General features: G+C 66.7%; 11 protein-coding genes. All 11 read left to right on the top strand.

Annotated features, from left to right (window positions below):
* Nucleotides 1-33 precede the first annotated feature (33 nt).
* The 11 genes from JYA75_RS26470 (at nucleotide 34) to JYA75_RS26425 (ending at nucleotide 14,537) form a co-directional block, all read left to right on the top strand.
* Nucleotides 34-1,218 (top strand): Rieske 2Fe-2S domain-containing protein, encoded by a 1,185-nt coding sequence (locus JYA75_RS26470; RefSeq protein WP_168579225.1) that lies wholly within the window; start codon nucleotides 34-36, stop codon nucleotides 1,216-1,218.
* Complete coding sequence (locus tag JYA75_RS26465) at nucleotides 1,215-1,982, top strand: enoyl-CoA hydratase/isomerase family protein (protein WP_050034657.1); 768 nt, start codon at nucleotides 1,215-1,217, stop codon at nucleotides 1,980-1,982. The genes JYA75_RS26470 and JYA75_RS26465 overlap by 4 nt, the downstream gene beginning before the upstream one ends.
* Before the next feature lie 10 nt (nucleotides 1,983-1,992).
* Entirely contained in the window at nucleotides 1,993-2,655 is a 663-nt protein-coding gene (locus JYA75_RS26460) for a PaaI family thioesterase (RefSeq protein ID WP_043799783.1), read from the top strand.
* Nucleotides 2,652-3,881 (top strand): CoA transferase, encoded by a 1,230-nt coding sequence (locus JYA75_RS26455; protein ID WP_168579226.1) that lies wholly within the window; start codon nucleotides 2,652-2,654, stop codon nucleotides 3,879-3,881. The genes JYA75_RS26460 and JYA75_RS26455 overlap by 4 nt, the downstream gene beginning before the upstream one ends.
* A 278-nt stretch (nucleotides 3,882-4,159) precedes the next feature.
* Nucleotides 4,160-5,725: an AMP-binding protein gene (locus JYA75_RS26450; RefSeq protein WP_203329527.1), complete on the top strand. Its 1,566-nt coding sequence runs from the start codon at nucleotides 4,160-4,162 to the stop codon at nucleotides 5,723-5,725.
* A 34-nt stretch (nucleotides 5,726-5,759) separates the two neighbouring features.
* Complete coding sequence (locus JYA75_RS26445) at nucleotides 5,760-7,139, top strand: MFS transporter (protein WP_029541596.1); 1,380 nt, start codon at nucleotides 5,760-5,762, stop codon at nucleotides 7,137-7,139.
* Between the two features lie 188 nt (nucleotides 7,140-7,327).
* The gene (locus JYA75_RS26440) at nucleotides 7,328-9,286 is read left to right on the top strand and encodes a molybdopterin-dependent oxidoreductase (RefSeq protein ID WP_239010503.1); all 1,959 of its coding nucleotides are present in this window, start codon (nucleotides 7,328-7,330) and stop codon (nucleotides 9,284-9,286) included.
* Nucleotides 9,283-9,450: a hypothetical protein gene (locus JYA75_RS28985; RefSeq protein WP_239010502.1), complete on the top strand. Its 168-nt coding sequence runs from the start codon at nucleotides 9,283-9,285 to the stop codon at nucleotides 9,448-9,450. The genes JYA75_RS26440 and JYA75_RS28985 overlap by 4 nt, the downstream gene beginning before the upstream one ends.
* Nucleotides 9,440-11,677 (top strand): molybdopterin-dependent oxidoreductase, encoded by a 2,238-nt coding sequence (locus JYA75_RS26435; protein ID WP_043799793.1) that lies wholly within the window; start codon nucleotides 9,440-9,442, stop codon nucleotides 11,675-11,677. Before JYA75_RS28985 ends, JYA75_RS26435 begins: the two co-directional genes overlap by 11 nt.
* The gene (locus JYA75_RS26430; RefSeq protein ID WP_050034660.1) at nucleotides 11,674-12,906 is read left to right on the top strand and encodes a 3-hydroxyacyl-CoA dehydrogenase family protein; all 1,233 of its coding nucleotides are present in this window, start codon (nucleotides 11,674-11,676) and stop codon (nucleotides 12,904-12,906) included. Before JYA75_RS26435 ends, JYA75_RS26430 begins: the two co-directional genes overlap by 4 nt.
* Complete coding sequence (locus JYA75_RS26425) at nucleotides 12,903-14,537, top strand: FAD-dependent oxidoreductase (RefSeq protein ID WP_043799798.1); 1,635 nt, start codon at nucleotides 12,903-12,905, stop codon at nucleotides 14,535-14,537. Before JYA75_RS26430 ends, JYA75_RS26425 begins: the two co-directional genes overlap by 4 nt.
* Nucleotides 14,538-14,614 lie beyond the last annotated feature (77 nt).

Genomic DNA, 14,614 nt, shown 5'->3' with positions numbered 1-14,614 from the left:
GACGCCACATGTCTCATGTGCCACGCTGGAGTCATGCAGCGTGAAGACAAGATCGACCTCACTCGGCGCCTGATCGCGCACGTCGACAACAACAGCACCGACTACGCGGACGAGATGCTTCGTGTTCCGTTCTCCGTGTTCAACGACCCCGAACTGGCGAGCCTCGAACGTGACGCCGTGCGCCGATTTCCGCACATCGTGGCGCACATCGACGAGCTGAAGAAGACCGGCGACTTCGTCACCACCGAGCTCATCGGCGCGCCGCTGCTGGTGATCAGGCAGTCCGACGGCAGCGTCAAGGCGTTCTCCAACGTGTGCCGGCACCGAGGTTCCAAGGTCGAATTCGAGGAATCGGGATGCAAGCGCCTCTTCAGTTGCCCCTACCACAACTGGGCGTACGGCCGCGACGGTGCGCTGCGGGGAATGCCTCACGCCGAAGGGTTCGACGGCCTGGATCGATCGCAGTACGGGCTGGTCGAGTTCCCGTGCGAGGTGCGGCACGGGCTCGTCTGGGTCGTGCCGACGGTCGGTGCCGAACTGGACATCGCGAGGGTGCTCGGTGAGAAGCACGACGCCGAGGTCGCCGACACCGGTATTGCCACGTCGTTCCAGGTCCGCAAGGAGACCTGGAAGCTCGACATGAACTGGAAGATCGCGGTCGACGGCGTGCAGGACTCCTACCATCTGTGCCAGCTGCACACCAAGACCGTGTGCAACTTCCTCGAGGGCAACATCACGGCCTTCGATCTCGTCGACAGGTCGTGGCGAATCGTTGTGGCGCGCAAGGCGATCACGGAGGTTCGCGATGCGGATCCGGATTCCTTCGATGTCCGCGACTACTCGCTCGCGAACTACACGATCTATCCCGGCACGATGCTGGTCACCGAGCCGAATCACTTCGAGGTCTGGACCATCGTCCCCGACGTCGACGATCCCAACGTCTCGTACTGCACCATCCGGTTGCTGTCTCCGGCCGAACCCACGACTCCCCGGGAGAAGCGGGTACTCGAGAAGAACTGGGAACTCCTGATGGAGACTCTCCACGCGGAGGACTGGTTCGTCACGAAGACGATCACCGGCAACGTCGCGCACGGCCAGGTGGACGAACTCGTCTACGGACGGAACGAACTGCCTGGGCAGGTCTTCCACAAGATGATCTCGGGCGATGCCGCTGCGATCGCGGAGGAGCGGCGGAAGAAGGCCGGCGTGACGACATGACCTCGCGTGAGTTGCTCGAATCGTCTCCCGCACCGGGTGTACTGCAACTGACGTTGAATCGTCCGGAGGTACACAACGCGATCTCGCTGTCGCTGCAACGGGCACTCGACGAGACGCTGACCCGTGCAGCGTGCGACGACGCCGTCCGGGTCGTGGTGGTCGCCGGGTCCGGTGAGCGCGCCTTCTCGGCAGGGTACGACCTGCAGGAACTCGCGGCACTGTCGTCGGACGCGAACCTGGAGGCGATGCTCGAGCGCGAGGAACTGCTCTGGCGGTATCTCGAATTCGCCAAGCCCACGATCGCGGCAGTTCAGGGCGTGTCGTACGGCGCCGGGACACTGCTCGCTGTCTGCTCCGACCTACGGGTCGGCGGATCGTCGACACAATTCACCGTGACTGCGGCGAAGTACGGTGGTGCGAACCTGACCTGGGTGCTCGACACCTTGATCGGGGCCGGACAGACGCGAGATCTGCTCATGACCTCGCGTGCCGTCGCCGGCGACGAGGCATATCGGATGGGCCTGCTCACCCGATACGCAGGTGACGGTGACGTTCTCGGGACCGCGCTGGAGGCCGCGGCGCAGATCGCAGCGCAACCACCCGAGGCGGTCCGGGAGATCAAATCGCTTCTGCTCGCCGGGCATGGTAAGGATCTGCGCAGCCGCTACGACCGCGAGAACGCGGTCGCACGCACCACGCTGCGCCCTCGCCCCATCGGCGACATGTTCACGGAATTCTTCGGTGCCCGTGCGGGAACCGACTGAAAGGGGCATCATGGACGTCTCGCTACGCCCGAACGCACCGATCGATATCTGGAATCCGGACTGGAACGATCCGTTCGATCCGACCGTCGAGGCCGGCGACGAGTTCGCCGAGCTGGTCGCCGCAGTCCGTGCGGTACAGGAGGCTTTCACGCGGTCGCGTCCCGACCCTGCCGCCGCGGCGGGTATCGCCGGGACACTGCGTTCTGTTGCACAGCGATTGGAAGAACTCGAGGTAGGCGAGGACGATCAGATCGCGGGACATCGCTGGGATCTGGCCGGTCGGGGACAGGCCCTGGCGCCGCCGCTGCACATCGACGCGGTGACGGAAACGACCGCTCGTGGGCGGGTCACGGTCGGGCGCTTCCATGCCGGTCGTTACGCGATGAACGGTGGTGTCACACCGCTGATCTTCGACGAGATCATGGCCCGGCTGGCCAATGATTCCGGACGTCCCTGGGCGCGTACGGCTTATCTGAACGTGAACTTCCGGGCGCCTGCCCCACTCGACGTCGAACTCCGTGTGGAGGCGGAGTACCTGCGACAGGACGGACGCAAGCGGTTCATGCGCGGAACCATGTACCACGGCGATGTGCTCGTCGCCGATGCGGACGGACTCTGGGTGGAACTGAAACCCGAACAGACGCTCAATATTTCCGAAGGAGGAGACGTATGAGTGGTTACTCGTTGCTCGAGGGCATGCGCATCCTCGAGGTCGCACAACTGGCGCCCGCATCGGTCGGTGGGCACCTTGCCGACCTGGGTGCCGAAGTCATCAAGATCGAATCAGGGCCGCTCGGCGATCCGGTGCGCATCGGCGGCAGCCGCGCGATCGGCGACCAGGACGGTCCGTCGTTCATGCATCTGAGGTGGAACCGGGGTAAGAAGAGCGTTGCACTCGACCTGCGGTCCCCCGAAGGCGCGCAGGCTTTCCTCGATCTCGCCCGGACGTGTGACGCGGTCGTCGAGGGCATGCGCAGCGGTTACCTCGACTGGCTCGGTGTCGGCTACGACCAGCTGCGAGAGGTCAATCCGAAGATCGTCTTCTGCACGGTCTCGGGTATGGGATCCGATGGGCCCTACAGCCGGCTCGGGACCGGGGGCCCTGTGTTCGATGCGTACGCGGGGCTGCGCGACGTGCGCACACCGGAGGAACCACCGACCGACGGGATCGCGGGGTCCACGACTGCGCCGATCGCGATGTACGCGCTGGGTGCCTACGGCGCGATGGGCCTGCTCGCAGCGGTACATCGTGCCGGTCGCACCGGTCGCGGCTGCAAGCTCGAGGTGGCGGGCATCGACGTGGCCGCGTCGTGGATGCCGGACCTGGTCGATGCCGAACTCAACAAGGATCGATCCATCCATCGCCCCACGTGGCTGCCGGACGGACGGCTGCCCGATTGGCCGCGACTCGAGGCGTACCGCACGAAGGACGACGAGGCCGTGCTGTTCGGCTCGCACGTCGACAAGTTCTGGCGCAACTTCTGCATGGCCGTCGACCGGCCGGATCTGCTCGAGATCGATCTGGCGGGTACCGATCCGGAAGCGCCGGCGCGCGCCGACCGTGTATACCGCGAGCTTCGCGAGATCTTCCTGCAGCGCACCCGCGACGAGTGGGTCGCGCTGTTCCTCGCGCACGACATCGCGGGTGGACCGGTGAACAGCGTCCGGGACATGATCGCCGATCCACACTTCGCCGGTCGCGCGAACACGTACCGCGTCGAGTACGAGGGAGTGGGTGAGCTCGAATTCGTGGTGAGCCCGGTCCGGGTGCAGGATGAGAAGTTCGCGCCGTCGCTACCGCCGGAGCTCGGGGCGGACACGGAGGATGTCCTCCGAAAAGTGTTAACACGCAGTGTATCCGACCATTCCGACGCGATGGGACCGATCTCGCGCGGGTAGGGGCGGCAAGGTCGGAATCCCCGCAATCGGGTGTGCGGATTCGATGCCGCATTCTGTTGTGCCAACTATCTATAGATGTTAGATTAACTGCGACCTCGGTGACGGCGATCACACACCGCCTCGGTGGGTGATCCGGCCCGACGGTCGCGCAGCAACTCCAGACGCGCCGCCCGACGGAGGCGCGTCCGAATCGGGTGGACGGGCCCGGCGCGGGCCGCACCCCCACCGCCGTGAGCGAGAGCGGGGCACGCCGCCACGGCGAGCATGAGGAGACGACAATGAATCTGACCGATCTGGTTCGATACTGGGGCAAGACTCGTCCCGCCCAGCAGGCGATCGTGTTCGGCAACACCTCCCAGACGTGGTCCGAGGTGGACGCAGTCACCGACGCGCTGGCCCGTGGCCTCGCCGCCCGGGGCGTTCGTAAGGGTGACCGCGTCGGGGTGATGATGCTCAATCGACCGGAACTGGCGCACGTCATCCTCGCGACACTCAAGCTCGGTGCGATCAGCGTCCCGCTCAACTTCCGACTGCTCGGCAAGGAACTGGCTCCGATGCTCGTGGATTCGGCGCCGCGGGTCGTGATCGTGGAGAACGAGCTGGCTCCGTTGCTCGAGGAGGCAGCGGCCGAAACCGAGTTCGAGATCTTCGGGATCGGGGGAAGCGACCACCGTGCATACGAGACGCTGCTCGACCCCGGAAACGTGCCGGACGTTCACATCGAGGCGTCCGATCCGGCATTCATCTGCTACACCTCGGGCACCACGGGTATACAGAAGGGTGCGCTCGTCACACATCGCAGCGCACTCGCGCCCGGTATCGCGCAGGTGCTCAGCCACGGCATCTCCCGCCGCGACCGCGTGATGTGCTCGGCGCCCCTCGTCTACACCGGCTCGGTCCTGTCGATCTTCATGCAGCTCGTGGTGCTGCCGGGATCGACGATGGTGCTGCTGCGCGAGTTCGATCCGGCGATCGCCCTGGACACGTTCGAGCGTGAGCAGGTCACCGCGACCACAACGGTGCCGGTGATCTGGGAGCGCATGGCCCAGCTCCCGGACTTCGGAACCCGCAAGCTCGCGAAGTTCACGTTCGCCGGCGCCGGTGGCGCACCCGTGAGCCTGGACCTGCTCGACTTCTACAACAGCCGCGGCGTGCCGCTCACCCAGGCGTACGGACTGACCGAGGCGTCGGGAATGGTCTCGACGCTGTACTACGAGGACGCTCGTACCCGGCCGGGCTTCGCCGGCCTGGCCCTGGCCGGCACCCAGGTGCGCATCGGCAGCATCGCCGGTGGCTTCGCCGCACCGAACGAGGTCGGCGAGATTCTGGTGCGCGGCGAGCACGTCATGCGGGAGTACTGGAACAAGCCCGAGGCGACGGCGGACACGCTTGTCGACGGCTGGTTGCGCACCGGCGATCTGGGCCTGCAGGACGAAGGCGGCTTCCTCAAGGTCATCGACCGCCGCAAGGACATGCTCATCTCCGGTGGACTCAACGTATACCCGGCCGAGATCGAGAAGGCGCTGCACGGCATCGACGGCTTGGTCGACCTCGCGGTGATCGGAGTCAAGGACGACCGATGGGGTGAGGTCCCGATGGTGGTGTTCCACAGTCAACGGCCGGCGGACGACATCGTCACCGACATCGCGTGCGTCGCGAGCGGGAACCTGGCCAGATTCAAGCGCCCCGCGGTGGCGCTCGCGCTCGACGAACCGCTGCCGCGCACCTTCTCGGGCAAGCTTGCGAAGGCTGTTCTCCGAGAGCGCTTTCAGACGCCGCCGGCCCATGCGATCCCGGTACCCCGAGAGGCGCAGTCGGCGGATGCCGCGACGTCCCGGTCCTGAGGTTCATTTCCCCTTCTCCGAGAGGACACGCACCGTGAGCAGTACCCGCGATGTGGACATCACCAAGATCATCGACGACTCGCCCCTGTCATCCCTGCAGAAGCGTGTCCTCGCCCTGTGCCTCGGTCTCGCGATCCTCGATGGCATCGACGCACAACTCATCGGGTTCGTCATTCCTGCCATGTCGGCGGACTGGGGACTGTCGCCCGCGTCCTTCGGCTTCGCGCTCGCGCTGAGTACCGGCGCGATGGTCGTGGGCAGCCTGCTCTTCGGGCCGCTGGCCGACCGCTACGGCCGCCGCAGGATCATCATGGTGTGCACTGTCATCTTCGCGGTGTTCACGCTCGCCACCGCGCTGGTGACCTCCATGACGGCGCTGATCGTGCTGCGCGTGATCGCGGGTCTCGGCCTCGGCGGTGTGACACCGAATCTCATCGCGATGGTGAGCGAATACAGTCCTGCCCGGATGAGGGCGACGATGGTGACCGTGACGGTCGCGGGCATGTCGCTGGGTGGCTTCGTCGGTGGTTTCGCGGCCGCGTTCCTCATCCCGAAGTTCGGGTGGCAGGCGCTGTTCGTCGTCGGTGGCGTGTTACCGCTGATCTTGATGGCTGTGGCGATGCGGTGGCTGCCGGAATCCGTGAAGTTCCTCGTTGCCCGAGGCCGCAACGAGGAGGCCGCGCACATCGTCGACGAGATCGCGCCCCACGCACGCGTCACCGCCACGGCCAGGTTCGTGCAGGACACGTCGACCGTGACGAAGTCGCCGGTGAGCGTCCTGTTCCAGGGCGGCCGCGCGGTCGACACGGTCCTGTTGTGGGGCGTGTTCGTCATCAACTTCCTGGTCATCTATTTTCTGCTCAGCTGGATGCCGACGCTGTTCGGCGAAGGCGGTCGGAGTGCATCGACCGCGTTGCTCGCCGCGTCGCTGTTCAACCTCGGCGGGATGACGGGTGCGCTGACATTCGGCCGGATCACCGACCGGATCGGCAACGGCTTCGTCGTGGTGATGGCGGGCTACACGCTCGGAGCCGTGTTCACTGCGCTGGTCGCGATGCTTCTCGGCAGCGGATGGTTGCTGCTGCTGGCGGTCTTCTTCGTCGGATTCGGCATGTCCGGTAGCTCGGCCGGCATCATCGCGATCGCAGCCACGGTGTATCCGGTTGCGGTCCGCGCGACGGGTGTCGGCTGGGCAATGGGCATCGGGCGAATCGGCTCGATCGCGGGTCCGGCGGTCGGCGCGCTTCTGATCGCGGCGGGGTTGGGTGCGCAGAGCATCTTCCTCCTCACGATCGTGCCGACGCTGCTCGCTGTCGTGACTCTCGGGGTCATGTCCATCCGGAATCGCCGAGCGCAGAGCAACCGCCGTTCCGAGACCGCTACGACACCCCACACCATGGCTGCAGCCGAATAGCCCTACGCGGTTGACGGTTGTTCACCGCATGGAGTTCTGCTGGTGAATAACCGTTTGCCGTTCGTGGCCGCCGCAACAGGCTCATGTTGTGCCATTTACCTACAGATGTTAGATTGCGATGACGTCGGTGACGATCATCACATCCTGCAGAGCCCATCGCCTCTGCCGAACAGCGGACGGAGCGGACAGTGCCGGTGAAGTTGTCCTATTGCCGCCTGTGCCCCGCCTCGTGCGGGGTGCGGGTGGAGGTCGACGGCGATCGGATCCTCGGCATCGTCGGCGACGGACTGCACCCGTTGTCGGGCGGCTACTCGTGTCCGAAAGGACGTCGTGGTGGCGACTTCCATCAGGGGCCGGATCGGCTCACCACCTCGATGCGCCGCACCCCCGGCGGCAACTTCGAGCCCATCCCGGTGGAGGTGGCGATCGCGGAGATTGCCGAGCGCCTCGAAGCGATCACGGGGGAGCACGGTCCGGACGCACTGGCATTGTTCATGGGAACCCAGCAGAACTTCGCGGCGCTGACCGGCCCGATGGCGCGGGCGTGGTTCCGCACCACCGGATCCCGGAAACTGTTCTCGACCATGACGATCGATCAGTCCGCCAAGTGGATCGTGCAGTCGCGGATGGGGGAGTATCTCGGCGGGCGCCAGCGCTTCGACACCGCGGACGTGTGGCTGCTGGCCGGCACGAACCCGATGGTGTCGCTCAACGGCGGTGACGGGGACGGCGCGATCACTCAGAACCCGTCCGTGACGATCCGCAGGGCGCGCGAGCGAGGGCTGAAGCTCATCGTCGTCGATCCTCGGCGCACCGAAACTGCGGTTCGTGCGGACCTGCACCTGCAGCTCCGCCCCGGCACCGATGCCGCACTGTTCGCGGGACTGCTGCACGTGATCCTGTCCGAGGGTTGTCACGATCACGGGTTCTGCGAGCGCTTCGCAGACGGCCTCGAGGAGCTCGGCGCGGCGGTCGCACCGGCGACACCGGCGCACACCGAAGCGGTGACGGGCGTGCCGGCCGCCGATGTCATCCGCGCGGCCCGGATGTTCGCGGCGGGGCGGCGGGGCATGGCGACAACGGGCACCGGGGTGTGCATGGGCCCGCATTCCAATGTCGCCGAACACCTGGCCGCGTGCCTGAACGTCGTCTGCGGTCGGTACCTCCGCGAAGGCGAGGTGACACCCAACCGCAACGTTCTCGCACGGACGACCCCGTTGAAGGCAGAGGTTCGTCCGCCGTACCGGACCTGGGAATCCGGGTTCCGCAGCCGCATCGGCGGGATCGGCACGATGAACGGCGAGCTGCCGTCGGGCATTCTTGCCGACGAGATCCTCGAGCCGGGCGCCGACCGGGTGCGGGCACTGGTGGTCTCGGGCGGGAACCCGGCGCGGGCCCTGCCGGATCGGGAGAAGGTCGAACGTGCACTGAGCGAGCTGGAGCTCTTGGTGTGCGTCGACACGCGAATGTCCGACACCGCCCGGCTGGCCGACTATGTGATCGCGCCGACGATGGCGTACGAGCGACCCGACCACACCTTGCTGATGGAGTTCTTCTTCGCCCGGCCCTTCGCGCAATACACACCACGACTCGTGGCTCCGCCCGCAGGCGTGATCGAGGACTGGGAGTTCTTCTTCCGCCTTGCCTCTGCGGCCGGGCACACGGTGAAGTTCGCCGGGCGGGTGCTCGATCCGGACGCGCCGCCCACCTCGGACGAAATGCTCGCGATGTTCGCAGAACGCGGGCGCGTATCCATGGACGAAGTGATGTCGGCACGACGCGGCACGCTCGCGCCTCCGGAGGAGAAGGTGGTCGGTCCGCCCGCAGAAGGAGCGTCCGAACATCGCCTCGCCCTGTGCCCGGACGATGTGAGCGCAGAAATCGCTGCTGCACTGGGTGAGTCGACGCCACAACGCGGGCTCACCATGCGGCTGACGGTGCGCCGCATGCGGGAGCTGATGAATTCGGTGGGCCGGGATGTCAGCGGGCTCGCACGCTTCGGCTACAACCCCGCACACGTGAATCCGCAGGACCTGCGGCAGCTCGGCATCGAACACGGCGACATCGTGCGCATCCGCTCGGCCCACGGCCGCATCCGGGCTGTCGCACACACCGACCCACCGTCCGACAGGGCACGGTCTCGATGACCCACTGCTGGGGTGCGTCCGACGCCGACGCGGACCCCCGCGGAGTCGGCAGCAATGTCAACGACCTGACCGGCTACGACCGAGTCCAGAACATCAACGCGATGCCGGTGATGACTGCGGTGCCGGTGGCCGTCGAATCGGAGGTCCCCGCCGGTGCTCACTGACACTTCCGCCACGACGGTCGGCGCACGCATCTGTCCGCTGTGCGAAGCGACGTGCGGTCTGCTCTTCGAACTCGGCGGACGCACGGTGACGTCGGTGAGGCCGAACCCCGACGACGTGTTCACCGCAGGGCACAGTTGCGCGAAGGGGCTGGGCCTCGGGCAACTGGAGAACGACCCCGACGTCATCCGCACTCCGTTGATCCGCGACGGGGACGATTTCCGTGAGGCAACGTGGGACGAGGCGTTTGCCGAGATCGGTCGGCGACTGCCTCCGATCATCGCGGCGGACCCCAACAGTTGCGCTGTCTACTCGGGCAACCCGGCCGCGCACCACCTGGACCCGTCGTTCTACACGTTGCCGCTGATCTCGGCGATCGGCACCCGCAATGTCTACTCGCCCGCCAGCATCGACACTCTTCCGAAGAACTACGCGAACGCATTGCTCTACGGAACCGGGCTCGGAATGGCGGTCCCCGATATCGACCGCACGTCGTATCTGCTGATCCTGGGGTCGAATCCGCTCGTGTCGAACGGCAGCACCGTCACCGCGCCGGGAATCGGGAGGCGTTTGGAAGCGCTGCGAGAGCGCGGTGGCACCCTGGTGGTGGTCGACCCGGCGCGCACCCGGACGGCGGAGGTCGCCGACCTCCATCTCGCCATCCGGCCCGGTACCGATGCGTTTCTCCTGCTCGCACTCGTCTCGGTGATCGCGACCGAGGGGCTTGCTGCGCCCGGGCGCCTGACCGGGTACGTCGACGGATTGGACGACGTCCTTCGGCTCACAGAACAGTTCACCCCGGACGCGGTCGCGGAGATCTGCGGTATCGACGCCGACGTGATCCGCCGGATCGCACGGGATTTCGCCGCTGCCGACTCGGCCGTTGCCCATTCCCGGATGGGTTCGTGCACACAGGAGTTCGGTTCGGTCGCCAACTGGATGGTCGAGATCCTCAACATCGTGACCGGCAACCTCGATCGGCCGGGGGGCGCGATGTTCCCCGTGCCACCGGCAGGCGGTCCGACCACCTGGCCCGCCAACCCGAAGGCTCCGCTCGTGTTCGACCGATGGCGGTCGCGGGTCCGGAACATGCCGGAGGCGATGGGAGAGATCCCCGCGGTCTGTTTCGCCGAGGAAGTCCTGACCCCGGGCCCGGGACAGGTGCGGAGCCTGATCACGATCTCCGGCAACCTGGCACGGTCGTTTCCGAACAGCCACGCTGTCGAGGCCGCCCTGGCCGATCTCGAATTCATGGTGTGCATCGACGGGTACCTCAACGAGACGACCCGCTATGCCGATGTCATCCTGCCACCTCCACCGCTGACGACGCGGGGCCACCACGACCTCGCGCTCACCCACTTCCAGGTGCGCAATGTGGCCCGGTACACGGCCCCGTTGCTCGAGCCGAGTCCGGGCCAGGTCCCCGAGTGGCAGATTTTGCTGCGCCTCGCGGCAATCGTCCGTGGCGAACCGGAGCGGCCGGTCACCGAGCTCGACGACGAGGTCGCCACCACAGCGATCCGTCGCGCAGCGAAGCTCGCGGGCTGCGAACTCGACGACGTCGTACGGGCGACCGCGGGCCGCACCGGCCCGCAGCGGCTGCTGGACCTGCGGTTGCGCAGCGGCCCGTACGGCGACCGGTTCGGTGCCGTTCCCGGCGGACTGACCCTCGAACTGCTCGAACGCAATCCCAACGGCATCGACTACGGGCCGTTGCAACCGCGAATCCCCGAGGTGCTGCGGACCCCGAATGGACGGATCAACCTCGTCCCCGATGCGTTGATCGCCGACCTGCCGCGCCTGCGTGACACGCTGGCACAACCCGTGCCGGAGCTGGTCCTCGTCAACCGGCGACAGCGTCGCGGTATGAACTCCTGGCTGCACAATGCGCTGCCACAGCCCGACACAGGTCAGTGTGCGCTGTTCATGAATCCGTTCGACGCTGCCGCACGCAACCTCGTGGACGGCGACACGGTGCGTATCGCATCGAAGACCAGCGCTGTCGTCGCCGAACTGCGCATCACCGACGCGATGCGTCAGGGCGTGGTGAGCCTGCCGCACGGGTGGGGTCACGACGGCCGTGGTCTCCGCACCACTCGCTCGGCCGCTGCACCCGGTGCGAACGTCAATGCCCTGGTCGACGACACCGTGGTCGAGCCGCTGACAGGCGCCCCGATCTTCAACGGTTTCCCCGTCGACGTCACCCGCGTGGAAAGGCCGCAGTCATGACCGGGGAGTCGGGTGCTCTGACCGGCACCACGATCGGTGTCGTCGGCGCCGGGATGATGGGATCGGCCCTCGCGTACACGTGCGCACGGGCCGGCGCCGACGTCGTGCTCGTTGCGCGGACCCTCGAGGGTGCGCGCCGCGGAAGGGCGTACGCCGACCGGCGCGAAATGCGTGCACTGCAGGCCGGGACGACGGATACGGCGGTCTCACAGGCGTTGCTCGCCCGCATCACGCCTACCGAACGGGTTTCGGACCTCGCGCCGGCCTCGTTGGTGGTCGAGGCCGTGGCGGAGAACGTCGCCGCCAAACAACAGGTCCTGCAGTCGGTCGAGGCCGTCACCGACCCGGGCACCTTCCTCGCGTCGACGACGTCGACCCTGCCGATCACAACGCTCGCATCCACGCTGGCACGTCCGGAGAACTTCGTCGGGATGCACTTCTTCTCGCCCGTCGACCGGATGGCGTTGGTGGAGACGATCACCGGTACGCGCACGTCGGAGACCACTCTCGCGGCATCCTTGACGTACTCACGGAAGCTCGGGAAGACGCCCATCGTGGTGCGCGACAGCCGGGGGTTCTTCACCAGCCGGGTGATGCAGCCCTATCTGGACGAGGCGATGGTCGCGGTCGGGGAAGGAATCGATCCGGTCCTCGTCGAGCGTGCGGCGCTCGAAGCGGGATACCCGGTGCCGCCATTGCAATTGCTCGACGAGATCACGTTGACCCTCAACCGCGCGGTGCAGCGAGAGAACCGAGCCGCTGTCGGGACCGCCGGCGGCGCGTGGCGGGCGACTGGTGCGGACCGTGTCCGCGACCGGATGATCGACGAGCACGGTCGAGTCGGTCGATCGGTGGGACGCGGATTCTACGAGTACGACACCGACGGCACGCGAATCGGGTTGTGGCCCGGCCTTCGCGACGTGTTCGGGACGACCCGGAGTATCCCGGTCGACGACATGCGCGACCGGTTGCTCTTCGTCGAGGTGATCGAAGCGCTGCGTTGTCTCGACGAAGGTGTGATCGGTTCCGAGGCCGACGCAGACACCGGATCCGTTCTCGGCATCGGATTCCCCGCGCACACCGGTGGGGTCGTGTCGTTCAGGCGGTCCTATACCGGTGGTGCGGAGGGATTCACGGCTCGCGCCCGCGAACTTGCCGACCGCTACGGCCACCGCTTCCTCCCGCCGGAACAGAGTTCGGAAGCACACGATCAACCGGAGTATCCATGACATACGTAGTCACCCAAGCCTGCTGCAACGACGCGACGTGTGTCGCGGTGTGTCCGGTGAACTGCATTCACCCGACTCCCGACGAAGCGCAGTACGCGCGCACCGAGATGCTCTACATCGATCCGGACACCTGCATCGATTGCGGGGCGTGCGCCGACGTGTGTCCGGTGGAGGCGATCGCGCCCGACAGCGATCTCACAGCCGAGACCGAGATCTACAAGGATCTCAATGCCGCATACTTCCTGGGGAACCCGACCGTGTCCGGCCCGACGGAGGTGCCGAAGGAGCCCGTCGTCGTCGCCGAGCGGCCCGGTCCGCTGCGGGTGGCGATCGTGGGTTCCGGTCCGTCCGCCTTCTACGCTGCCGAGGAATTGCTGAAACGGCGTGACATCGACGTGGAGGTCTCCATGTTCGAGCGGCTCCCCGTCGTCGGTGGGCTCGTCCGCTTCGGTGTGGCACCGGATCATCAGACGACGAAGGCCGTCGAGCGGGTCTTCGCCCGTACCGCCGGCCGCAACGGCTTCCGCGCATTTCTCGGTGTGGAGGTCGGACGTGACCTCAGCGTCGACGAACTGCTCGACCACCACCATGCGGTGATCCACGCAGGCGGCGCTTCCGACGACCGGAAGCTCGGTATCCCGGGCGAAGACCTGCCGGGCAGCTTTGCCGCACGTGAATTCGTGGCCTGGTACAACGGGCATCCGGACTACGCCGACCGTACGTTCGATCTGTCGGGGCGTCGCGCCGTGGTGATCGGCAACGGCAATGTCGCGTTGGATGTAGCGCGGGTCCTGGCACGCGATCCCGAGCGGCTCGTGCCCGGCGACATCGCGGAGCATGCTCTGGATGTACTGCGCCGCAGCGCGATCGAGGAGGTGGTGGTGCTCGGGCGCCGCGGCCCCGAGCACGGGGCGTTCACGACACCGGAACTGCTGGCGCTGGGCTCGTTGCCCGAGCTGGACGTGACCGTCCACGGCGGTTACGACGCGCCGGAGGGCGCCTCGATCAAGCTGCAGACGATCGCCGAGTACGCGCACCGGCGTCCGCAACCGGGCAGGCGGAGGATCACGCTACGCTTCCAGGCCGCGCCGGTCGAGATTCTCGGCGGCACTCGCGTCGAGGGTCTGCGGATCGCACCGTACGGCCAGGCGGGGCCCGGCGAGGACCTCGACGCGTCTCTGGTGTTGCGGTCTGTGGGGTATCGCGGCCGTCCGGTGTCGGGTCTGCCGTTCGACGCGGTCCGCGGAACGATACCCAACGTCGCAGGTCGCGTCGTCGATCCGGCCGGCAACCGTCCGATATCCGGTGTCTACGTAGCAGGCTGGATCAAGCGGGGGCCGACCGGCGTGATCGGGACCAATCGATATTGCGCAGCCGAGACCGTCGAAGCGATCGTTGCTGACCACGAACGCGCCCTCCTGTCGCGGCCGAGCCGCACGGGCGACGATCTGGCGGCGATCGTCGAGACGCGCTGTCCGGACGCGTTCGGCTTCGACGGCTGGCGGCGCATCGACCGGTACGAACGTACCGAGGGGCGTCGTCAAGGCCGCGCCCGTCGGAAACTGGTCGAGGTCGATGCGATGCGCGCCGTCGCCCATGGTGCGGACGCCCATTCGTACTTGCCTCAATAAACAACAACCTTTAGATTTAACAGGCGGGTGTGATCTGCGCCTCACCGAGGTGGGCCCGCATCGACGACACACATTCA

The organism is Rhodococcus sp. PSBB066 (assembly GCF_017068255.1).
In the GTDB taxonomy this organism is placed as follows: Bacteria; Actinomycetota; Actinomycetes; order Mycobacteriales; family Mycobacteriaceae; genus Rhodococcus; species Rhodococcus aetherivorans.
Note: the sequence above shows the minus strand (reverse complement) of the source record. Positions and strands in the feature narration are given on the sequence as shown.

Excerpts from the sequence above, each read along its gene's own strand:
- JYA75_RS26470 (WP_168579225.1), top strand. The coding sequence starts at position 34 with ATGCAGCGTGAAGACAAGATCGACCTCACTCGGCGCCTGATCGCGCAC.
- JYA75_RS26465 (WP_050034657.1), top strand. The coding sequence starts at position 1,215 with ATGACCTCGCGTGAGTTGCTCGAATCGTCTCCCGCACCGGGTGTACTG.
- JYA75_RS26460 (WP_043799783.1), top strand. The coding sequence starts at position 1,993 with ATGGACGTCTCGCTACGCCCGAACGCACCGATCGATATCTGGAATCCG.
- JYA75_RS26455 (WP_168579226.1), top strand. The coding sequence starts at position 2,652 with ATGAGTGGTTACTCGTTGCTCGAGGGCATGCGCATCCTCGAGGTCGCA.
- JYA75_RS26450 (WP_203329527.1), top strand. The coding sequence starts at position 4,160 with ATGAATCTGACCGATCTGGTTCGATACTGGGGCAAGACTCGTCCCGCC.
- JYA75_RS28985 (WP_239010502.1), top strand. The coding sequence starts at position 9,283 with ATGACCCACTGCTGGGGTGCGTCCGACGCCGACGCGGACCCCCGCGGA.
- JYA75_RS26430 (WP_050034660.1), top strand. The coding sequence starts at position 11,674 with ATGACCGGGGAGTCGGGTGCTCTGACCGGCACCACGATCGGTGTCGTC.
- JYA75_RS26425 (WP_043799798.1), top strand. The coding sequence starts at position 12,903 with ATGACATACGTAGTCACCCAAGCCTGCTGCAACGACGCGACGTGTGTC.